14 protein-coding genes are annotated in these 21,515 nt (G+C 68.9%); all 14 read left to right on the forward strand.

What is annotated here, in order from left to right:
- On the forward strand, positions 1-503 hold a 503-nt coding region (locus CEK68_RS05850; protein ID WP_226977776.1), incomplete at its 5' end, for a methyl-accepting chemotaxis protein.
- Between the two features lie 689 nt (positions 504-1,192).
- Entirely contained in the window at positions 1,193-3,691 is a 2,499-nt protein-coding gene (locus tag CEK68_RS05855; RefSeq protein WP_152238830.1) for a methyl-accepting chemotaxis protein, read from the forward strand.
- Positions 3,692-4,024: 333 nt separating this feature from the next.
- Positions 4,025-4,459, forward strand: a complete 435-nt coding sequence (locus CEK68_RS05860; protein WP_226977781.1) for a hypothetical protein — start codon at positions 4,025-4,027, stop codon at positions 4,457-4,459.
- Complete coding sequence (locus CEK68_RS05865) at positions 4,456-6,663, forward strand: methyl-accepting chemotaxis protein (RefSeq protein ID WP_152238832.1); 2,208 nt, start codon at positions 4,456-4,458, stop codon at positions 6,661-6,663. Before CEK68_RS05860 ends, CEK68_RS05865 begins: the two co-directional genes overlap by 4 nt.
- A 60-nt stretch (positions 6,664-6,723) precedes the next feature.
- Positions 6,724-7,506: a flagellar brake protein gene (locus tag CEK68_RS05870; RefSeq protein ID WP_026144691.1), complete on the forward strand. Its 783-nt coding sequence runs from the start codon at positions 6,724-6,726 to the stop codon at positions 7,504-7,506.
- 122 nt (positions 7,507-7,628) lie between these two features.
- Positions 7,629-8,123 (forward strand): chemotaxis protein CheW, encoded by a 495-nt coding sequence (locus CEK68_RS05875; protein WP_017910573.1) that lies wholly within the window; start codon positions 7,629-7,631, stop codon positions 8,121-8,123.
- A gap of 200 nt (positions 8,124-8,323) precedes the next feature.
- Positions 8,324-8,686, forward strand: coding sequence for a hypothetical protein (locus CEK68_RS05880; RefSeq protein ID WP_017910574.1), 363 nt, complete (start codon positions 8,324-8,326; stop codon positions 8,684-8,686).
- Between the two features lie 101 nt (positions 8,687-8,787).
- A complete protein-coding gene (locus CEK68_RS05885) occupies positions 8,788-11,172 on the forward strand; it encodes a methyl-accepting chemotaxis protein (protein WP_152180626.1) in 2,385 nt (794 codons plus the stop codon).
- 169 nt (positions 11,173-11,341) lie between these two features.
- Entirely contained in the window at positions 11,342-13,567 is a 2,226-nt protein-coding gene (locus CEK68_RS05890) for a methyl-accepting chemotaxis protein (protein ID WP_152238833.1), read from the forward strand.
- A 361-nt stretch (positions 13,568-13,928) separates the two neighbouring features.
- Positions 13,929-16,157, forward strand: a complete 2,229-nt coding sequence (locus CEK68_RS05895) for a methyl-accepting chemotaxis protein (RefSeq protein WP_152238834.1) — start codon at positions 13,929-13,931, stop codon at positions 16,155-16,157.
- A 97-nt stretch (positions 16,158-16,254) separates the two neighbouring features.
- Complete coding sequence (locus tag CEK68_RS05900; protein ID WP_152238835.1) at positions 16,255-17,121, forward strand: CheR family methyltransferase; 867 nt, start codon at positions 16,255-16,257, stop codon at positions 17,119-17,121.
- A complete protein-coding gene (cheD, locus tag CEK68_RS05905) occupies positions 17,118-17,720 on the forward strand; it encodes a chemoreceptor glutamine deamidase CheD (protein WP_017908723.1) in 603 nt (200 codons plus the stop codon). Before CEK68_RS05900 ends, cheD begins: the two co-directional genes overlap by 4 nt.
- Complete coding sequence (locus tag CEK68_RS05910) at positions 17,717-18,790, forward strand: chemotaxis response regulator protein-glutamate methylesterase (protein WP_152238836.1); 1,074 nt, start codon at positions 17,717-17,719, stop codon at positions 18,788-18,790. Before cheD ends, CEK68_RS05910 begins: the two co-directional genes overlap by 4 nt.
- 4 nt (positions 18,791-18,794) lie before the next feature.
- Positions 18,795-21,392, forward strand: a complete 2,598-nt coding sequence (locus CEK68_RS05915) for an EAL domain-containing protein (protein ID WP_152238837.1) — start codon at positions 18,795-18,797, stop codon at positions 21,390-21,392.
- Positions 21,393-21,515: the final 123 nt, after the last annotated feature.

The following is a 21,515-nucleotide window of genomic DNA, read 5'->3' on the forward strand; positions in this document are numbered from 1 at the left end:
TTCGTACCCTGGCCCAGCTTTCCTCGAATGCGGCCAAGGAGATCAAGACGCTGATCGACGACTCGGTCGGCCGCGTCGCCACCGGCTCGGCGCTGGTCGACCAGGCGGGCCGCACCATGAACGAGATCGTCGCCTCGGTGCAGCGTGTCACCGACATCATGGGCGAGATCTCGGCGGCCTCGCAGGAGCAGTCCGCCGGCATCGAGCAGGTCAACCAGACCGTCACCCAGATGGACGAGACCACGCAGCAGAACGCCGCGCTGGTCGAAGAAGCCACCGCCGCCGCGCGCTCGATGGAAGAACAGGCGGTGCAGCTCAGCGATGCAGTCGCGCTGTTCAAGATCGACCGTGTCGCCACGATCGCGCCGCCGGCCGCGGTCCGCGCGGTACCGGCCAAGCCGGCGGCGCGGGTTGCGAGCAAGGCCGGCGCGGCGCCGCAACCGGCGGCACGCCGTCCGGTCGTGGCCGCCGGCAGCAACGGCGACGCCTGGCGGGAGTTCTGAGGCCACGGCGGTGGCCAGGCGCACACGGCCTGGCCACCTCGCCTGCACCAGCGGCACATTCCGCCATCCCCTGCCTGATCGAACGCCGGCTGTCCCGACGCGCGCTCGACACGCGCCGCCATCGGCCATCGCCCCGCGCCTCCTCGCCACCATCGCGTGCCTGCCACGGCGCGCCAGCGCCCCACTGCCCCTGCCTCGCCCGACCTCGATGCCAGCCCGGCACGGCCGGATCACGCCCACTGCAGGCGACACCAGCGACAGCGGCGCGGCACGTCCATCGGCGAATGGACCGAGCGAGGACATGCCAACACGCGCCGGTCACCGCGGTTCCCGCAGCCTTCTCGACAGGCCTGCACATCCCGGAATCGTGCGGCCGTTTGCAGATCGCGCAGCTCCTGCATCGGCGCTGCATCCGCAGCGCGCCGCAGCGCGTATGTCCTGCCCACTCCTTTCCTCACATGGGCGCCACAACCCTGATGGCCGCGTAACTCCGCCGAGATCACAGATTCAATCTTTGTCTCAAGCCGCCGCTAAAGATCTGCCCGATTCGGCCGAGCGCTGGCGATCCCCTCGCATGCGCGCGTCTTCGCCCGGCGAAGTTCGATCGCTGTCCGCCCCCCTACATTCCCATCGTATGCGCTTGCTCGCGAGCGCATGCCTTCTTTCGCTTTCCCCCAGAGACCCGCGCAATGACGTCGCACTCCGCGAACCACGCCGCTCCGCCCGCCTCCGACCGCCGCTCGCGTTTGCGGGTCTGGCACGATCTCCCCATTGCGCGCAAGCTCAGCCTGATCGGCGTGCTGGCCTTGATCGGGCTGGCCATTCCCCTGCTGCTGTACACCCGCACCCTCAGCGACGGCGTGGAGGTCAGCCGCGCCGAGCTGCGCAGCTACGCGCCATTGCGCGAGATGCTGCGGCTGCTGGCGGCCCTGCAGGAAGAACAGGTCGGCGCCGTCGCCGACACGGCGCAGGCGCGCGACACCGCGGACCGGGCGCTGCGCGAACTGCAACGGACCGTGCCGGCCCTGCCCGGCTTCGACCGCAGCACGGCGGCGCTGGCGCAACTGCAACAGACCTTGCAGAGCAGGCGCAACGACTTCGCGGCGGTCGCCGACCAGGCCGACGACGCGCTGGACGCCCTGCGCGACGACAGCCAACTGGTCTATACGCCTTACGTGGAAAGCTACCACCTGGTGGTCAGCAGCCTGATCTACGCCCCGGTGACCAGCCAGACCCTGACCCGGCTGGACGCGATGCGCGACCCCTCGCAGGCCGGCGCCGACACCCCGGTCCTGCGCGCGCAGATCGCCGAACTGGCTCGCGATCAGGGCCGCCTGCGGCATGAGCTGAAGAAGGCGTTGGGCCTGCTCGAACAGCCGGATCCGGCCCTGTCGCAGTCGGTCGCCGCCGAAGCCGCCGTCGCCGATCGCGCTCTGCCGCAACTGGCGCAGGCCCTGGACGGCGGCAGCGCCGATGCCGATCAGCGCTGGAACGCGGCCCTGCATGGCTGGGACGAGGCCTTGCACGGGTTGAGCGCCACCGCGTTGCAGGCGCTGCAGCGCCAGTCGCAGCGTCATCTGGACGCCTCGCTGCAGGCGATGTGGACCGCGGTGGCCGGGCTCGGCGTGCTGACGCTGCTGATCGCGGCGATCTGCGCGCATACGCTGGTCACGCTGACCCGCAATGTGCGTCGCGCTGCCGGCGTCGCCGCCGACATCGCCGAAGGCCGCCTCGACGCCCGCATCGTGGTGCCCAGCCGCGACGAAAGCGGGCGGCTGCTGGCCGACATGCAGCGCATGCAGCAACAACTGCGCGAAGTGCTGGCCGCACAGATCGAGATGGCGCGGCGCCACGATGGGGGCCAGACCAGCTATCGCATGGACGAGAGCGTCTTCCCCGGCGACTACGGGCGCATGGTCCGCGACAGCAATGCCCTGGCCGCCGCGCACATCGCGGTGACCGAGCGCCTGGCGCAGATCATGGGCCGCTATGCCATCGGCGACCTGTCCGAGAACATGGACCGCCTGCCCGGCGAGAAAGCCCGCCTCACCGAGACGATGGACACGGTCAAGCACAACCTGACCGCGATGAACAGCGAGATCAAGCACCTGGCCGGTGCGGCGGCCGCCGGCGACTTCAGCGTGCGTGGCGACGCCGCGCGCTTCCAGTACGACTTCCGCCTGATGGTCGACAGCCTCAACCAGCTGATGGCCACCGCCGACGGCAACCTGCAGGCATTGTCCGCGCTGCTGCAATCGATCGCCGCCGGCGACCTGACCGCACGCATGCACGGCCAGTTCCAGGGCGTGTTCGCGACCATGCGCGACGACGCCAATGCCACCACCGAGCAACTGGCCGCGATCGTCGCGCGCATCCAGACCGCGGCGCTCAGCATCAATGCCGCGGCCAGCGAGATCGCCACCGGCAACGACGACCTGTCGCGCCGCACCGAGCAGCAGGCGGCCAGCCTGGAGGAAACCGCAGCCTCGATGGAGGAGCTGACCTCCACCGTCAAGCAGAACGCCGAACGTGCGCGCCAGGCCAACCAGCTGGCCGCCGGCGCGGCCTCGGTCGCCTCGCAGGGCGGCGACGTGGTCGGCCAGGTCGTGCAGACCATGAGCGGCATCGAAGCCTCGTCGAAGAAGATCGGCGACATCATTTCGGTGATCGACGGCATCGCCTTCCAGACCAACATCCTGGCGCTCAACGCCGCGGTGGAAGCGGCGCGTGCCGGCGAGCAGGGCCGCGGCTTCGCCGTGGTGGCCACCGAAGTGCGCACCCTCGCCCAGCGCTCGGCCAACGCCGCCAAGGAGATCAAGACGCTGATCGACGAGTCGGTCGGCCGCGTCGCCGAAGGCTCGGCCCTGGTCGAGCGTGCCGGCACCACCATGCAGGAGATCGTGACCTCGGTGCAGCACGTCACCGATATCATGGGTGAGATCGCGGTCGCCTCGCAGGAGCAGTCGTCCGGCATCGAGCAGGTCAACCGCACCGTCACCCAGATGGACGAGAGCACCCAGCAGAACGCTGCGCTGGTGGAAGAAGCCACGGCCGCCGCGCGTTCGATGGAGGAGCAGGCCGGCCACCTGCGGCAGGCCGTGGCGGTGTTCAAGGTGCAGGCGGCGGCATCCTCGGTGCGTGCGCCGGCGGTACCGGTCGCGCCCAGGCCGACACACGCGGCCGCCTGAGTCCAGGCGCGCGGGTCGCGCCCCCCAGGCTCGGCCTGTCACGCCGCGCCGCCGGAACAACAACCCGATATGCCGATCGGCCGCGGAACGCCCCCGCGGCCGATTGCGTTTCCAGGCCTGCGCGGCAGCCTTTTTTCGAAAACCCCACAGCAGCATCGTTACCACTGCGTGAAATGTGATGAATACCACCTTAAGGATCGATAGGCGCTGTCGATAACGTGAACAGCCGGTGAGTGCCGGCGTCGCGCTGGCCGGTTTCCAATGCAGGCACTATCCACCACGACGCCCCGTTGGGGAGGCTTCACCCGCCTGCCATGGGGGCTGTTGCTGCTGGTGCTCTGGAGCATCTGGGCGGCAAGCCAACTGGTGGCGCTCGCCAGCCCGCCGCCGGCCGACAGCGCCGAGGCCATTCGCGCGCGCCTGCTGGCCTTTGCGCCCGCCATCGACGCTGCCGACGGGCAGCCCGTGGCGTTCCGCCTGCGCGTGGCCGGCTGCGAGTGCGCCGCGCCTGCGGCGCTCGCACTTTCAGGGATGCGCAGCGTGGACCTGCGCGAGCGGCTGGCGCCGCCGTCCCTGCCCTATGCACTGATCGTCTTCGATGCGCAGTCCCGCCTGATCTATGCCGGCCCGGCACAGCTGGCCGGATGCGGCACGTCCATCGCCGCCGCGTCGCTGCTGCCGCGGCTGCTCGCCACCAGTGGCGCCGCGCCGCTGATCTCTCCCGCCCAGTGCGGATGTCCCACCGACTCCAAGGAATCCCTCTCATGAGCGCCTCGCCTACCCAAGGCAGCTTTCTCGTCGGCAACGAGCGCTACGTCTACCTGCAGAAACTGGCGGCGCAGGCCGACCGGCTGTTCGTGGTCGTCGCGGTCCTGGCCACCCTCGCCAGCCTGGCCGCCGCCTGGCATCAGGGCGCGTGGACGCCGTGGCTGGCGGTCAGCCTGCCGACCCTGGCCGTCATTGCCCTGCAGGTGAAGCTGCATCCAGGCAGCCTGCTGAGCCGCTGCACCGTGGCCTTGGGCCTGATGGTGCTGGCCGCGGCGCTGATCCAGCAGGCCGGCGGCATGATCGAAGTGCACTTCGGCGTCATCCTGCTGATCGCGCTGCTGCTGTACTACCGCGACTGGCGGCCGATCATGGTCGCGGCCGCCGCGATCGCCGTGCATCACGTGCTGTTCTTCTGGCTCCAGCACCGCGGCCTGCCGGTGCGGGTGTTCACCGCCGAGGCCGGGATCGGCATCCTGGCGATCCATGCGCTGTATGTGGCGGTGGAAGCGGCGATCCTGGTGCCGATGGCGGTGCAGATGCGCCGGCAACTGCTGGACGTGGGCCACGACCCGCACGCCCTGGCCCAGGCCGCGCGCGCCATCGCCCAGCAACAGCCGCTATCGGCCGCGATCCGCGAGCTGGACCTGCCGGAAGGCTCCATCGCCCACACCCTGGTGGCCGCCAACGCGCAGCTGCTGCGCAGCCGCGAGCAGGACAGCGAGGCCCAGCGCGAGACCCAGCGCATCCGCAGCGCGCTGGACGATGTCACCACCAACGTCATGATCGCCGATGCCGACCGCCGCATCGTCTACGTCAACCGCCCGCTGCTGCAGATGCTCAGCGAGGTGCAGGAAGACCTGCGCCGCGACCTGCCGCAGTTCGATGCCAGCGCATTGCTGGGCAAGACCATCGACGTGTTCCACCGCCATCCCGAACACCAGGCGCGCATGCTCGCCGAGCTGACCGGCACGCACCGCGCGCAGATCCGCGTCGGCGGCCACACCATGCGCCTGATCGTCAATCCGGTGACCGACGCGACCGGCAATCGCCTCGGCTTCGTGGTGGAATGGGCCGACCGCACCGACGAAGTGGCGGTGGAAGAGGAGATCGCCGGCATCGTGCGTGGCGCGGTCGCCGGCGACCTCGGCGGACGCATCCGCCTGGACGACAAGCACGGCTTCCTGCTGCAGTTGGGCGAGCAGATCAACGCCATGCTCGCCGCCAGCGCCGCCGGCCTGGGCCACATCCAGCAGATGCTGCGCGCGCTGGCCGAGGGCGACCTGTCGCGGCGCATCGACGCCGACCTGCAGGGCGTGTACGCGAACATGAAGGACGATGCCAACGCCACCGCCGAGCAGCTGTCGGCGATCGTGCGGCAGATCCAGGGCGCCTCGGACGCGATCAACACCGCCGCCGGCGAGATCGCCGCCGGCAACGACGACCTGTCGCGCCGCACCGAGCAGCAGGCCGCCAGCCTGGAGGAAACCGCCGCCTCGATGGAGGAGCTGACCTCCACCGTCAAGCAGAACGCCGAGCATGCGCACCAGGCCAACCAGTTGGCGGTCGGCGCCGCGGCGGTCGCCTCGCAGGGCGGCAGCGTGGTCGGCAAGGTGGTCACCACGATGAGCGGCATCGAAGCCTCGTCGAAGAAGATCGCCGACATCATCTCGGTGATCGACGGCATCGCCTTCCAGACCAACATCCTGGCGCTCAACGCGGCGGTCGAGGCCGCGCGTGCCGGCGAGCAGGGCCGTGGCTTCGCCGTGGTCGCCAGCGAGGTGCGCGTGCTGGCGCAGCGTTCGTCCAACGCCGCCAAGGAGATCAAGGACCTGATCGACGATTCGGTGACCCGTGTGGCCGAAGGCTCGGCCCTGGTCGACCAGGCCGGCCGCACCATGCAGGACATCGTGTCCTCGGTCCAGCGCGTCACCGACATCATGCGCGACATCGCCTCGGCCTCGCAGGAACAGTCGGCCGGCATCGAGCAGGTCAACCAGACCGTCGTGCAGATGGACGAGGCGACCCAGCAGAATGCCGCCCTGGTCGAGGAAGCCAGCGCCAGCGCCCGGTCGATGGAACACGAGGCGGGCGAACTGGCACGGGCCGTGGCATCCTTCACCCTGGAGCAGCGCCCGCCGTCGAACGCGGTCGCCACTGGCGGCAACGTGCAGCCGGTCTACAAAAAAGTCCAGCTCAGCCGATAGCATGCGTGGGGCGGCCCGACGCGGTGCCGCCCCACCCACCTCCAGTACCCACTCTCCACCATGGCCGAAGGCACTCCCAGCGACTCCCCTGTCCCGACTTCGCCGGAAGAAGAAGTGGAGGACGACCGTTTCCTGCTGACCAAGCCGCGACAGATCCGCCAGTTGCTGCAGTCGCTGATCCAGCAGCGTTCGCAGGTCAGCGCGCACGTGGGCGGTCGCGACCAGGCCTTCTCGACCGCGTTGCTGGACCTGGACGAGGACAGCGTGCTGCTGGACCTGAGCGTCAACGAGGCCTCCAACCGCGCCGCCGAGCAGGCCGAGTACCTGCTTTGCTTCGCCCAACTGGACAAGGTGCGGGTGCGTTTCCGCATCGAAAGCCCGCAGCGCACCGACGACAACGGCCAGCCGGGCCTGCGCGCGCCGCTGCCGGAATCGCTCTACTACCTGCAGCGGCGCGAGCATTTCCGCCTGGAGACCCCGATCACCGATTCGCCGTTGTGCGTGCTGCGCATCGACGACGATGCCGGCCAGGTCGAACTGAAACTGCGCGTGGTGGACATCAGCGGCGGCGGCCTGGCGGTGGCGCTGGTACAGGGCCAGCCGATGCCGCAGCTGCAGCAGAGCTATCCGAACTGCGTGCTGCAGCTGCCCGATGCCGACGCCATCCGGCTGACCCTGCAGGTCTGCAACATGTATGTCTCCAAGCTCGCCAACGGCCAGGACACCCTGCGCGTGGGCATGCGCTTCCAGGACCTGCCGCGCGGTGCCGACGCGGCGATCCAGCGCTACGTGTTCCGCATCGAGCGCCAGCGCAGCGCCCGCAAGAGCGGCGTGCTTTCCTGAACGCCGCAAGCGGCCGGCCGATCCAGGTCTAAAGTTCGCCGTGGCCGGGCCGATCTAGCATCAGAGTCGCGCTTTCCCACCCACGCCACCACCCGCAATCCCGTGCGCACCAGGAGCACACGATGAACGACAAGACCACCTCCAATTCCGACGCCACCGGCGGCGAATTCCTCAGCTTCACCCTCGGCGAAGAACACTACGGCGTGGATATCCTCAAGGTGCAGGAAATCCGCGGCTACGACTCGGTCACCCGGGTCCCGGACGCCCCCGAGTACATCAAGGGCGTGATCAACCTGCGCGGCACCATCGTCCCGGTGATCGACCTGCGCCTGAAGCTGCGTCTGAAGGAAGCGCGCTACGACGCCTTCACCGTGATGATCGTGCTCAACGTCGAGAACCGCGTGGTCGGCATCGTGGTGGACAGCGTCTCCGACGTGATCCCGCTGAACGAAGAGCAGATCCGCCCGACCCCCGAGTTCGGCGCCGCGGTCGACACCCGCTTCATCTCGGGCATCGGCACCCAGGACGACAAGATGTTGATCCTGCTGGATATCGAGACCCTGCTCGACAGCGCCGAGTTCGGCCAGCAGCACGCCCACGTCGACGAGGCCGCCTGACCCCCGGCCGCTGCGGCGGCCGCCCGGCTGTAGACGAAACCCGCCGCAAGGCGGGTTTTTATTTGAAATGCGAACTGTTTATCACTTGGGCGAATCAAGTTAACCGGTTTCACGCCGATAGCTGAAGAGTGGCCGGCATCACACGGCCCTCACTTCAGCCCCCGTCCCCAAGGAGTCGTTCCATGAAACCGAGCTTTCCCATGCTGCTGGTCCTGCTGCTCGCCGCCAGCCCCAGCACCTTCGCCCAGTCCCAGCAGATGATCCCGCCGGAGATGGCCACCCGTTTCGTCGGCAAGGACGGCATGGTCTGCGGCAAGGTCGAGAAAGCCAAGTACGCGCAGAATTCCGAAGGCGAGCCGACCTTCCTGTACATGGGCGGCATGTTCCCGCGCCACACCTTCTCCGCCCGCATCGCCGGCGCCGACCGCAGCAAGTTCGGCTTCGCCCCGGAAACCCTGGAAGGCAAGGACGTGTGCGTGATCGGCAAGATCGAGCGGGACAGCTCGCGTGCCGAAATCCAGGTCAGCGCGCCGTCCAGCCTGAAGCTGGCCACCATCAAGTAAGCCATTGCGCCGCCGTGCTGGACCCGTGCGCACGGTCCGGCGCGGCGGCGTTTGCTTTTTTGCCCCTTGTCGTCCCCCTCCGAATTATGGGAAACGCGCTCATGCAGTGGATTAAAGATCTGAAGGTGATGCCCAAACTGATGCTGGCGTTCGGCGTCGTGCTGGCGTTGATGCTGATCCAGGGCGTGGCCGCCTACCGCGGTCTTAACTCGCTCGATGGCGTGACCACGAATGTGTCGTCGCAGGTGGTGCCGAGCGTGCGCACCGGCGGCGAAATGCGCGGCATCCTCGGCGAGTACCGCAACGCGGCCTACCAGAGCCTGATCCGCAGCAGCGATGCGCTGAAGAAGGAATCGGCCGCGCGCAAGGTTGCGCTGAAGAAGCAGATGGACCAGATCCTGGCCCAATATCCGCCCAAGATCGGCAGCCCGCAGGAAAAGACCATCTACGACCGTCTGGTCGCCGACTGGAAGAAGGCCAGCGCCTCCTACCAGTCCGTCGACGAAATGCTGCAGCTCGACCTGCACGACGACGCCATCGATACCTTCACCGGCGAGACCCGCACCCTGCACAACAAGGTGGTGGACGACGTCGTCGCCCTGATCGCCGAGAACGATCGCCAGGCCAAGGCCGCGGCCGACGCCGCCAGCGGCACCTACCGCAATGCCTCGGCAACCCTGCTGATCTGCCTGCTGATCGGCCTTGGCGCAGCGGTCGGTCTGGCCTTCCTGTTCGGGCGGATGCTCGCCAACAGCGTGCGCGATGCGGTCAAGGTGGCCAGCGACGTCGCCGCCGGCAAGCTCGACGGACATATCGACGCCAACAGCAAGGACGAGATCGGCGAGCTGATGCAGGCGCTCAAGCGCATGCAGCAGGACCTGCGCGGGCGCATCGAGCGCGACGCCGCGGTCGCCGCCGAGAACCTGCGCATCCGCACCGCGCTGGACAACTCCTCGACCGGCATGTTCATCGTCGATCTGGACTACAACATCGTCTACGCCAACCCGTCGATGCAGGGCCTCACCGACAAGTACGCCGAGCAGATCCACTCGGTGGCGCCGGCTTTCGATTCGAGCCTGCCGCTGGTCGGCTCGCCGGTGACGGTGCTGGAGTACGGCAACCAGCACGATCCCAAGACCCTGGCGGAGCTGGAAAAGAAGGGGGTGATGGAACGCGAGATGGCCTACGTCGACGCGCGCGTCGCCCAGACCATCACCGCCATCCGCGACCAGCACGGCACGCACATCGGCTTTGTCTGCGAATCGCGCGACCGCACCCTGGAAGCGCAGGTCGAGCAGGAAGTGGCCAAGATCGTGCGCGAGGCCGCCGCGGGCGACCTCAGCGGGCGCGTCGGCATCGAAGGCAAGCACGGCTTCTTCCTGCAGCTGGCGCAGCAGCTCAATGGCCTGCTGCAGGCCAACGGCGACAGCATCGGCCAAGTGTCCAGGCTGCTGACCGCGCTGTCGCAGGGCGACCTCACCGCGCGCATGCATGGCGATTTCCAGGGCGTGTTCGCGACCATGCGCGACGACGCCAACGCCACCGCCGAGCAGCTGGCGGCCATCGTCGGCCGCATCCAGCAGGCGGCGAACGCGATCAATGCCGCCGCCGGCGAGATCGCCGCCGGCAACGACGACCTGTCGCGCCGCACCGAGCAGCAGGCGGCGAATCTGGAAGAGACCGCCGCCTCGATGGAGGAACTGACCTCCACCGTGCGCCAGAACGCCGAGCACGCGCGCCAGGCCAATCAGTTGGCCGGCGGCGCCGCCACGGTCGCCTCGCAGGGCGGCAGTGTGGTCGGCCAGGTGGTGCAGACCATGAGCGGGATCGAGGCGTCCTCGAAGAAGATCGCCGACATCATCAGCGTCATCGACGGCATCGCCTTCCAGACCAACATCCTGGCGCTCAACGCCGCGGTGGAAGCCGCGCGTGCCGGCGAACAGGGCCGCGGCTTCGCGGTGGTCGCCAGCGAAGTGCGCACCCTCGCCCAGCGCTCGGCCAACGCCGCCAAGGAGATCAAGGGCCTGATCGACGCGTCGGTGAGCCAGGTGGCCAACGGCTCGACCCTGGTGCGCCAGGCCGGCCAGACCATGACCGAAATCGTCGCCTCGGTGCAGCGCGTCACCGACATCATGGGCGAGATCGCCGCCGCCTCGCAGGAGCAGTCGGCCGGCATCGAGCAGGTCAACCAGACCGTCACCCAGATGGACGAGACCACCCAGCAGAACGCCGCGCTGGTCGAAGAAGCCACCGCCGCCGCGCGTTCGATGGAAGAACAGGCCGGCCAGCTGATCGAGGCCGTGTCGATCTTCCGCGTCGAGCAGTCGGCGCAGGCCAGCGCGGTCCACGCGCCGCAGGCCGTGTCCGCGCCGCGGCCGGCAGCGCCGGCGAAGAAGCCTGCGGCCGTCGCCGCCGCCAAGCCGGCGGCGGTGCGTGCCCGCAAGGTCGAGCCGGCCCTGGCCGATTCGGACTGGCAGGAGTTCTGAGACAGGCCCGGCCTGTCGCTGCATCCCCCCATCCCCGGCCTGCGCGCCGGGGATTTTTTTGACCGCCGCGCCAGCGCGAGGATTGTCTACGGATCGGTCGCGCCGCGCGCTCAACTTCCCCGTTCCCGGAGCCGTTAAACCTTTGGGAACCTTTCCAAGGATCAGGTCGATGTCGTCTCGCTCGTTGCTCACCCGCCTCTCGGATCTGCCGCTGCGCCGCAAGTTCCTCTGGCAGACCTTGTTGCTGGGTGCCGGCATCGTCCTGCTGGCGGTGATTGCCGCGCGCATGCAGTACCTGGACATCCGCAACACGCGCGAGCAGGCACTGAAGAGCCAGATCGAGCTGGCGCTGGGCGTGGTGCGCGCCTATGCGGCCGAGGTGGACAAGGGCAGCATGCCGCTGGCCGAGGCGCAGCGCACCGCCCTGCGCACCCTGGAATCGATGCGCGCCCGCGACGGCGTGGACTACTTCTACGTGCACGACCTGCACCCGACCATGCTGATGCACCCCACCCGCCACGACCTGGTCGGCAAGGATATCGGCCAGGTGCTCAGCGCCGACGGCAAGCCGATCTTCCGCGAGTTCGTGAAGGCAGCCGAGGCCGGCGGCGGCTACGTCGACTACCTGTGGCCCAAGCCCGGCAGCGACAAGCCGGTCGAAAAAATCTCCTACAACGCCGCGTTCGCGCCCTGGCACTGGGTGATCGGCACCGGCGTGTACATGGACGACGTGCAGGCGCAGGCGCTGGTCTTCACCGGGGTGATGACCCTGGCCGGCGGCATCCTGGTGCTGCTCACCTTCGGCATCAACTGGTTGATCGGCAGTTCGGTGCTGCGACCGGTATCGCGCAGCCTGGAGGCGATCCGCGCGGTGTCGCGCGGCGACCTCAGCGTGCGCATCGACAATCCCGGCCGCGACGAGACCGGCGAGATGCTGCGCGCCACCGGCGAAATGATCCGGATGCTGGAGCGCTTTTCCAGCGAGACCGCGCAGATGGCCGTACTGCACGCCGACAAGGACATGTCCCACCGCATGCCGGAGGATTTCCCCGGCGTGTACGGCGACCTGGCTGCCAGCATCAACCGCATGATGTTCGAGCACCTGGACGCGATCGTCGACGCCATCGCGGTGCTCAACGAGTACGCCAACGGCGACCTGCATCGCGACGCACGCCGCCTGCCCGGCAGCCGCGCGGTGCTGCACGAATCGATGGACGCGGCCAAGGCCAGCCTGCTGGCGATCAACACCGAGATCAAGCGCCTGGCCGCGGCCGCCGCCGCCGGCGACTTCAGCGTGCGCGGCGACGCCGGCCGGTTCCAGCACGACTTCCGGCTGATGGTGCAGGACCTCAACGCGATGATGGAGGTCAGCGACCGCAACCTGGGCAAGCTGTCGACGCTGCTGCAGGCCATCGCCGCCGGCGACCTGAGCGCGCGCATGCACGGCGACTTCCACGGCGTGTTCGCAAGGATGCGCGAGGATGCCAATACCACCGCCGACCAGCTCGCCGACATCGTCGGCCGCATCCAGACCGCGGCGCGCAGCATTCACGGCGCCACCACCGAACTGGCCGCCGGCAACGACGACCTGTCGCGCCGCACCGAACAACAGGCGGCCAACCTGGAAGAGACCGCGGCCTCGATGGAGGAGCTGACCTCCACGGTCAAGCAGAACGCCGAGCACGCCCGCCAGGCCAACCAGCTCGCCACAGGCGCGGCCGCGGTGGCCTCGCAGGGCGGCCAGGTGGTCGGCCAGGTGGTCACCACCATGAACGGGATCGAGGCTTCGTCGAAGAAGATCGCCGACATCATCGGCGTGATCGACGGCATCGCCTTCCAGACCAACATCCTGGCACTGAACGCGGCCGTCGAGGCCGCCCGCGCCGGCGAACAGGGCCGCGGCTTCGCGGTGGTCGCCACCGAGGTGCGCACCCTCGCCCAGCGCTCGGCCAATGCCGCCAAGGAGATCAAGACGCTGATCGACGACTCGGTCGGCCGCGTGAGCGAAGGCTCGGCCCTGGTCGACCAGGCCGGTCGCACCATGCAGGAGATCGTCGCCTCGGTGCAGCGGGTGACCGACATCATCGGCGAGATCGCCGCGGCCTCGCAGGAACAGTCGATGGGCATCGAGCAGGTCAGCCGCACCGTGGCGCAGATGGACCAGGCGATCCAGCAGAACGTCGCCGTGGTCGAGGAAGCCAGCGCCTCGGCGCGGGCGCTGGAAGACCAGGGCCGCCGGCTCGGCGAGGCGGCGGCGGTGTTCCGGCTGGACCCGGCGCAGGCCGGCGCGAACGGCGGCGCAGGCCCCACGCCCGCGGCCCCCGCACGCGGCGCGGCGCGGCAGGCGCCGCTGCGGCTGGTGCGCAAGGCAGTCCCGACCATCGAGGCCGATTGAGCGGCCATACCGTTGCGATAGAAACAATCACGCACGACACGCCGATTCGCACCACGGCACGGTTCAAGCTATCGCCGCGCTAGTCGATATCAGGATCACGCTTCGTGGTCCGCGCACGTCACCGCCGGATCACCAACGCGACCGTTCAGGGAGCACGTGATGCCCAGCCGCCGACATCCGCCATCGTCCACCCTCCCGTCGCGGCGCCGCGGCGCCGCACGCGCGCCCCTATTCGGCATGGGTTCCCGCCCGCCTGCGCGCGCCGCCACTGGCGCAGCGCTGCCCTCGCCCCGCTTCGTCTCCGCCGGCTGATCGCCGGCCGCCCTGCCTTTTTTCAACCGCTGCTGCACATGGAATGCCCATGAACGTACTTGCGCACCTGAAAATCCGCGACAAGCTGATCTTCGCCTTCGCCGTGACCACGCTGCTGACGGTCGTGCTGGGAGGCTTTACCTACTCCCGGACCAACCTGTCCATCGCCGAGCTCACGCACATCCAGCACGATTGGGTGCCGGCGACCCAGGCACTGGCCGAGGTGCGCGCGCAACTGGGCGAATTCCGTACCTACGAACTGGCGCAACTGTCGCGCGCCGGCGATCCCCAGGCCCAGGCCGACTACTTCAAGCGCATGCAGAAGGTGCGCACGGAGGTGGCGAAGAACCAGCAGGTCATCGCCGCGATGATGCGCGACCAGAAGCAGATGCAGATGTACGCCGGCGTGCAGGAGACGCTGAAGGCCTACCTGCAGGCCAACACCGAGATGGGTGCGGCGCTGCGCGCCGGCGACGTGGCGGGCGCACAGAAGATCTCCGACACCCAGTCGCGGACGCTGCGCCGGACCCTGTTCGAGCGCATCGTGGCGCTGACCCAGTACAACGTCGCCGAACTGAACCGGGAGATGGAGCGCGCCGACAGCCAGCTGGCCAACACCAAGACCCTGATCGTGACGCTGCTCGGGCTGGCCGTGCTGTTCGCCAGCATCACCGCCTGGCTGATCGCACGCGGGATGGCACGCCAGCTGCATGCGGCCAAGCGCCTGTCGCAGGCGGTGGCACGCGGCGAACTGGAGGGCGCCACCTATCCGCACGGCAAGGACGAGATCGGCGAGCTGATGGACGATATGCTGATCATGCGCTCGCGCATCCACAGCGTGATCCGCGCCCAGGACGAGATGGCCCGGCAGCACGCGTGCGGCACCATCAGCTACCGCATGGACGAGAACGCCTTCCCCGGTGAGTACGGGCAGATGGTCAAGGGCACCAACGAACTGGTGGCCTCGCACATCGCGGTGAAGATGCGCCTGCTGCAGATCATCCAGCGCTATGCGATCGGCGACCTGTCCGAGGACATGGACCGCCTGCCCGGCGAGAAGGCCGTGCTCACCGAAACCATGGACATGGCCAAGCAGAACCTGACCGCGATGAGCGAGCAGATCAAGCAACTGGCGGAGGCGGCCGCGGCCGGCGCCTTCGGCACGCGCGGCGACCCGGAACGCTTCCAGTACGGGTTCCGGGTGATGGTGCAGGATCTCAACGCGATGATGGAGGTCAGCGACCGCAACCTGGGCGAGCTGTCCACGCTGCTGCGGGCCATCGCCGCCGGCGACCTGACCGCGCGCATGCACGGCGAGTTCCATGGCGTGTTCGGTCGCATGCGCGACGACGCCAACGCCACCGCCGCGCAGCTGGCGGCGATCGTCGGCCGCATCCATGCCGCCGCCGCCAACATCAATGTCGCCTCCACCGAGATCGCCAGCGGCAACGGCGACCTGTCGCGCCGCACCGAACAGCAGGCGGCCAGCCTGGAGCGCACCGCCGCCTCGATGGAGGAGCTGACCTCCACCGTCAAGCAGAACGCCGAGTACGCACGCCAGGCCAACCAGCTTGCGGCCGGTGCCGCCGCGGTGGCCTCGCAGGGCGGCGACGTGGTCGGCCACGTGGTCACCACCATGAACGGGATCGAGGCCTCGTCGAAGAAGATCGCCGACATCATCGGCGTGATCGACGGCATCGCCTTCCAGACCAACATCCTGGCACTGAACGCGGCCGTCGAGGCCGCGCGCGCCGGCGATCAGGGCCGCGGCTTCGCCGTGGTCGCCACCGAGGTGCGCACCCTCGCCCAGCGTTCGGCCAATGCCGCCAAGGAGATCAAGACGCTGATCGACGAGTCGGTCGGCCGCGTCGCCGAAGGCTCGGCCCTGGTCGACCAGGCGGGCCGCACCATGAGCGAGATCGTGACCTCGGTGCGCCGCGTCACCGACATCATGGGCGAGATCGCCGCCGCCTCGCAGGAGCAGTCCGCCGGCATCGAGCAGGTCAATCAGACCGTGGTGCAGATGGACGAGACCACCCAGCAGAACGCCGCGCTGGTGGAAGAAGCCACCGCCGCGGCGCGCTCGATGGAGGAACAGGCCGGCCAGTTGGGCGCGGCCATCGCCGCCTTCAAGCTGGACACCTACCACGGCGTGGCCGCCAACGCGCCGACGGCGCAAGCCGCGCCGACCCCGGCCCGCGCCAGGCCCCGTGCGGCGGCGGCGCGCCCGCGCCCCGCCAGCGCCGCCGCCAGCGAGGCCCAGTGGCAGGAATTCTGAGCCCGCACGCCACCGCCGGCGCTCTTTCCTGACTGCCGGCTGTCAATTTCGTCCGTTCCCGGCCGATAACCCGATTGACCGACCATCGCTGCGCACCATGGCCATCCAGACTCCCGCTTCGCCCTCCTCCGGTTCCGACAATCGCGACTTCGACTTCAGCGACCGCGATTTCAAGCGGGTCTGCGACCTGATCTACCAGAAGGCCGGCATCGCCCTGGCCCCGGCCAAGCGCGACATGGTCTACGGCCGGCTGTCGCGGCGCCTGCGCGTGCTGGGCCTGCGCTCGTTCCGCGACTACCTGGACTGGCTGGAGCGCGACGGCGGCGACGAATGGGAGGCGTTCACCAATGCGCTGACCACCAACCTGACCTCGTTCTTCCGCGAGCCGCACCATTTCGAGCGGCTGCGTGAAGAGTTGCAAAAGCACTCCGGCGCGGCGCCGCTGAAGATCTGGTCCTGCGCCTCGTCCACCGGCGAGGAGCCCTACTCGCTGGCGATCACCGCCTGCGAAGCGTTCGGCACGCTGACCCCGCCGGTGCGGATCCTGGCCACCGACGTCGACACCCAGGTGCTGGCCACCGCCTCGCGCGGCGTCTACGCGCTGGAACGCGTCGCCAGCCTCGATCCCGCCCTCAAGCGTAAGTATTTCCAGCGCGGCAGCGGCGCCAACGAAGGCCACTGCCGGGTGCTGCCGGCGCTGCGCGACCTGCTCGAGTTCCGCCAGCTCAACCTGCTGGAACCGCGCTACGACGTCGCCGGCCCGTACCTGGCGCTGTTCTGCCGCAACGTGATGATCTATTTCGACAAACCCACCCAGCGCGGCATCCTGTCGCGGCTGATTCCGCACCTGGACGACGACGGCATGCTCTACACCGGCCATTCGGAGAACTATCTGCATGCGGCCGACCTGATCCAGCCCTGCGGCCGCACGCTGTATCGCCGGGCGCAGAAGGATCGCGCATGAGCGCCGCGGCCATGGCCCTGGACCAGGTGATGCGCTATCACGACACGCGCTTCCAGACGATGGCGGCCAAGCTGTTGCCGACCCAGTACCTGGTGGTGGACGACGACACCGCGCTGACCACCATCCTGGGTTCGTGCGTGGCCGCCTGCATCCGCGACCCGCTGCTGAAGATCGGCGGCATGAACCACTTCATGCTGCCCGACGGCCAGAGCGGCGACGGCGCGCCGGCCCGCTACGGCAGCTATGCGATGGAAGTGCTGATCAACGACCTGCTCAAGCGCGGCGCCGCCCGCAACCGCCTGGAAGCCAAGGTGTTCGGCGGCGGCAACGTGCTCAAGGGCTTCACCAACAATCCGGTCGGCACGCGCAACGCCGACTTCGTGCTGAACTACCTCAAGGCCGAACATATCCCGGTGGTGGCCGAGGATCTGCGCGGCATCCATCCGCGCAAGATCTGGTTCTTCCCCGCTACCGGCCGCGTGGTCGTGCAGCGCCTGCCGCACGCGCACGAGGAAGCCGAAATCGCCGCGGCCGAGTCGGCGGTGCGCGCCCGTCTCGCCAAAGCCCCCGTCACCGGTGCCGTGGAGTTGTTCGAATGAGCCTGGAAGCCCCTTGCCGCGTGCTGATCGTCGACGACTCGGCGGTCGTGCGACAGATCCTTACCGAAATCCTGTCGGGCGCGCCCGGCGTGGAAGTGGTCGGCTCGGCCGCCGACCCGCTGCTGGCGCGCGAGAAGATCAAGCGCCTGAATCCGGACGTGATCACCCTGGACGTGGAAATGCCGCGCATGGACGGCCTGGCGTTCCTGGAAAACCTGATGCGGCTGCGGCCCACGCCGGTGGTGATGATCTCCTCGCTGACCGAGCGCGGCGCCGACACCACCCTGCAGGCGTTGTCGCTGGGCGCGGTCGACTTCGTCTCCAAGCCCAAGCTCGACGTGGCCCGCGGGCTGGAGGAGTACGCCGAAGAGATCATCGCCAAGGTCAAGAACGCGTCCAAGGCCAAGGTCCGCGCCCTGGACCGGCCGGCCGCGCCGAAACCGGCCGGCGCCACCGCCACGCCCGCCGCGGTGTCCTCGCTGAAGTTCCGCACCACCGACCGGCTGATCGCCATCGGCGCCTCCGCCGGCGGCACCGAAGCGCTGCGCGTGGTGCTGGAAGGGATGCCGGCCGATGCGCCTGCGGTGGTCATGACCCAGCACCTGCCGGCCGGCTTCAGCACCGCCTTCGCCGACCGCCTCAACCGGCACTCGGCCATGGCCGTGCGCGAGGCCAGCGAAGGCGAAGCGATCCTGCCCGGCCACGCCTACCTGCCGCCCGGCGGCAAACACCTGCAGGTGATCCGCGACGGTGCGCGCTGGCGCTGCAAGATCGACGACGGCCCGCCGGTCAACCGGCACAAGCCGGCGGTGGACGTGCTGTTCCAGTCGGTGGCACGCAACGCCGGCGCCAACGCCATCGGCGCGATCCTCACCGGCATGGGCGACGACGGCGCGCGCGGCCTGCTGGAAATGCTGCAGGCCGGGGCCAGCACCCTGGTCCAGGACGAGGCCACCAGCGTGGTCTGGGGCATGCCCGGCACCGCCTTCCGCCTGGGCGCGGCGCAGGAGGTCTTGCCGCTGGACAAGATCGCCGAGCGCCTGATCGCGCTGTCCGTGCACGCGCGCTGACACCATGCCGGGCCGCCGCGTCACAACGTCGAGCGTGCCCAGCGACGTCAGCGTGGAGGCGGCGCGGGTGGCATCGGCCCGTTCCGAACTGGACCTGCTGCACTGCCTGCAGTACGCGCCGGAAGGCGTGCTGATCGTCGATATGCAGGCGCGCGTGGTCGCCTTCAACCACACCGCCGAGGCGCTGTGGAACCGTCCCCGCGCGCAGGTGCTGGGGCGTCCGCTCGGCGAGTTGGCCGATGCCGACGTGCGCGACGACTTCCTCGCGCATTGCCTGCACGACGGCGGCAGCGGCAGCTACGAGCTGCTGTTGCGCGACTACGATGGCGCAGCGCGCTGGCTGGCGGTGAGCGCGGCGCGGGCACCGCAGCACTACAGCCAATTGCAGGTGCTGTTCGTGCGCGACATCAGCGCCGAGCGCGCCCGCGACGCCAGGATGCGACTGCTGTCGCTGGCACTGGACTCCAGCGACGCCGCCATCGTCGTCTGCGATCCGGAGTTGAACATCCTCTACGTCAACGCCGGCTTCAGCCAGGTGTTCGGCTATGCCGAGAGCGAAGTGCTGGGGCATCTGCCGAGCAACGTGTTGGCCGGCCCCGGTACCGACATGCAGACCGTGCAGCACACCCGCGAGCGCGTGCGCGCCGGTTTCGGCCACCAGACCGACATCCTCGCCTACCGCAAGGACGGCACCCCGCTGTGGGCCACCCTGGTGGCCACCCCCATCGCCAGCGAGGATGGCAGCCAACAGCACTACATCCTCTCGTTCACCGACATCACCCAGAGCAAGATGCACGAGGTGCTGCACAAGAACGTGCTGGATGCGCTGGTCCGCGAACAGCCGCTGATCGAGGTCGCCACGCTGATCTGCAAGGAGGTCGAGCGCATCGCGCCGGAACTGATGGCCGCGATCGTGAGTGTGGACGGCAGCGGCTGCCTGCAGCCGCTGGCGGCGCCGAGCATGCCGGCGCGGTTCGGCGAGACCATGAACAATATGCGCGCCGGACCGCGTGCCGGCGCCCTCGCCACCTCGATCTGGCGCGGCAAGCAGGTACTGGTCCTCGACCCGCACACCGACCCGCTGTTCGCCGACTACATGGGGCTGGTGCAGCATGTGCAGTTGGGCACCTGCGTGGCCACCCCGATCAAGTCCAGCAGCGGTCGCGTCCTCGGCAGCTTCGCGCTGTGCTATCGGCAGGTACGCGAGCCATTGGCCTGGCACCTGCGCCTGATCGAGCTCTGCGTGCATCTGTGCGCCCTGGCGCTGGAACGCGAGCAGACCAGGGCACGCGTGCACCAGCTCGCCTTCTACGACTCGCTCACCGGCCTGCCCAACCGGGTGATGTTCAGCGCCCGCGCCGAGCAGGCGCTGGCCGCCGCCGAGCATCAGGGCGCACCGGTGGCGATCCTGTTCGTGGACCTCGACCGCTTCAAGCGCATCAACGAGACCCAGGGCCATGCCGCCGGCGACGGCCTGCTGCGCGACATCGCCCAGCGCATCGGCGACACCCTGGGCCTGACCGATCTGGTCGGCCGCCAGGCCGGCGACGAGTTCGTGCTGATGCTGCCGAACTGCAGCGTCGAACAGGCCGCCGGCGTCGCCGAGCGCCTGCTGCTGGTGCTGGCCGAGCCGCTGGTGGTGGGCCAGGTGACCCTGCACCCCAGCGCCAGCATCGGCGTGGCCATGTTCCCCGACGACGGCCGCGACATCGAGACCTTGCTGCGCCATGCCGACCTGGCCATGTTCCGGGCCAAGCACGAAGGCGGCGACAGCGTGCGTTACTTCAGTTCCGACATGAACCGCATGGCGCAGGAACGCGTGGCAATGGAGACCGCGCTGCGCGACGCCCTGCATCGCAACAAACTGCAGTTGCACTACCAGCCGCAACTGGACAGCCAGGCGCCGCACGCGCTGTACGGCGTGGAGGCGCTGCTGCGCTGGGAACATCCCAATCTCGGCGCGATCTCGCCGGCGCGGTTCGTACCGATGGCCGAAGAATGCGGGTTGATTGACGAGCTCGGGCAGTGGGTCTTGCGCGAAGCCTGCCGGCAGATGGCCGACTGGCGTCTGCGCGGCATCGCGGTGCCGCGCGTGGCGGTGAACCTGTCGGCGAACAACTTCGCCGACCCCGAATTGCCCACGCGGGTGGAAGCCCTGCTCGCCGCGTCCGGCCTGCAACCGGCCGATCTGGCACTGGAAATGACCGAGAGCGTCATGCTCTCCAACACCAACGCGGTGCTGGCCAACCTGCGCCAGTTGCAGGCCAGCGGCGTGCTGCTGTCGCTGGACGACTTCGGCACCGGCTATTCCAGCCTCAGCCATCTGCACCAATTGCCGGTCAACGAGCTCAAGCTGGACATGAGCTTCGTCAGCGACCTGGAGCACTGCCAGACCTCGCGGGCGCTGACCACCTCGGTCCTGCGGATCGGCGAGACCCTGGGCATGCACACGGTCGCCGAGGGCGTGGAAACCGAAGCGCAACGCGCGTTCCTGGCGCGGCTGGGCTGCCGCGTGCTGCAGGGCTTCCTGTTCGCGCCGGCGCTGCCGGCGGCGGCGCTGGAACACTGGCTGCAGGGGCGAGCGTCCGCACCACAGGCCTAGCGCAGGCAAGCGGCGAACCCGCCGTCGTACGCAGCGCAGGCGACACCAACGAAAAAGCCCGGCAGTGCCGGGCTTCTTCGTTGCGACCGTGCCGCATCGGCGGCACGTCGCGCCAGCGCATCG

Origin of the sequence: Xanthomonas sp. LMG 12461 (assembly GCF_009192935.1) — a bacterium.
GTDB lineage: Bacteria > Pseudomonadota > Gammaproteobacteria > Xanthomonadales > Xanthomonadaceae > Xanthomonas_A > Xanthomonas_A sontii.

Bases quoted from the DNA above. Each gene is read 5' to 3' on its own strand.
- CEK68_RS05855 (WP_152238830.1), top strand. From the start codon at position 1,193: ATGACGTCGCACTCCGCGAACCACGCCGCTCCGCCCGCCTCCGACCGC.
- CEK68_RS05865 (WP_152238832.1), top strand. From the start codon at position 4,456: ATGAGCGCCTCGCCTACCCAAGGCAGCTTTCTCGTCGGCAACGAGCGC.
- CEK68_RS05870 (WP_026144691.1), top strand. From the start codon at position 6,724: ATGGCCGAAGGCACTCCCAGCGACTCCCCTGTCCCGACTTCGCCGGAA.
- CEK68_RS05875 (WP_017910573.1), top strand. From the start codon at position 7,629: ATGAACGACAAGACCACCTCCAATTCCGACGCCACCGGCGGCGAATTC.
- CEK68_RS05880 (WP_017910574.1), top strand. From the start codon at position 8,324: ATGCTGCTGGTCCTGCTGCTCGCCGCCAGCCCCAGCACCTTCGCCCAG.
- CEK68_RS05885 (WP_152180626.1), top strand. From the start codon at position 8,788: ATGCAGTGGATTAAAGATCTGAAGGTGATGCCCAAACTGATGCTGGCG.
- CEK68_RS05890 (WP_152238833.1), top strand. From the start codon at position 11,342: ATGTCGTCTCGCTCGTTGCTCACCCGCCTCTCGGATCTGCCGCTGCGC.
- CEK68_RS05895 (WP_152238834.1), top strand. From the start codon at position 13,929: ATGAACGTACTTGCGCACCTGAAAATCCGCGACAAGCTGATCTTCGCC.
- CEK68_RS05900 (WP_152238835.1), top strand. From the start codon at position 16,255: ATGGCCATCCAGACTCCCGCTTCGCCCTCCTCCGGTTCCGACAATCGC.
- cheD (WP_017908723.1), top strand. From the start codon at position 17,118: ATGAGCGCCGCGGCCATGGCCCTGGACCAGGTGATGCGCTATCACGAC.
- CEK68_RS05910 (WP_152238836.1), top strand. From the start codon at position 17,717: ATGAGCCTGGAAGCCCCTTGCCGCGTGCTGATCGTCGACGACTCGGCG.
- CEK68_RS05915 (WP_152238837.1), top strand. From the start codon at position 18,795: ATGCCGGGCCGCCGCGTCACAACGTCGAGCGTGCCCAGCGACGTCAGC.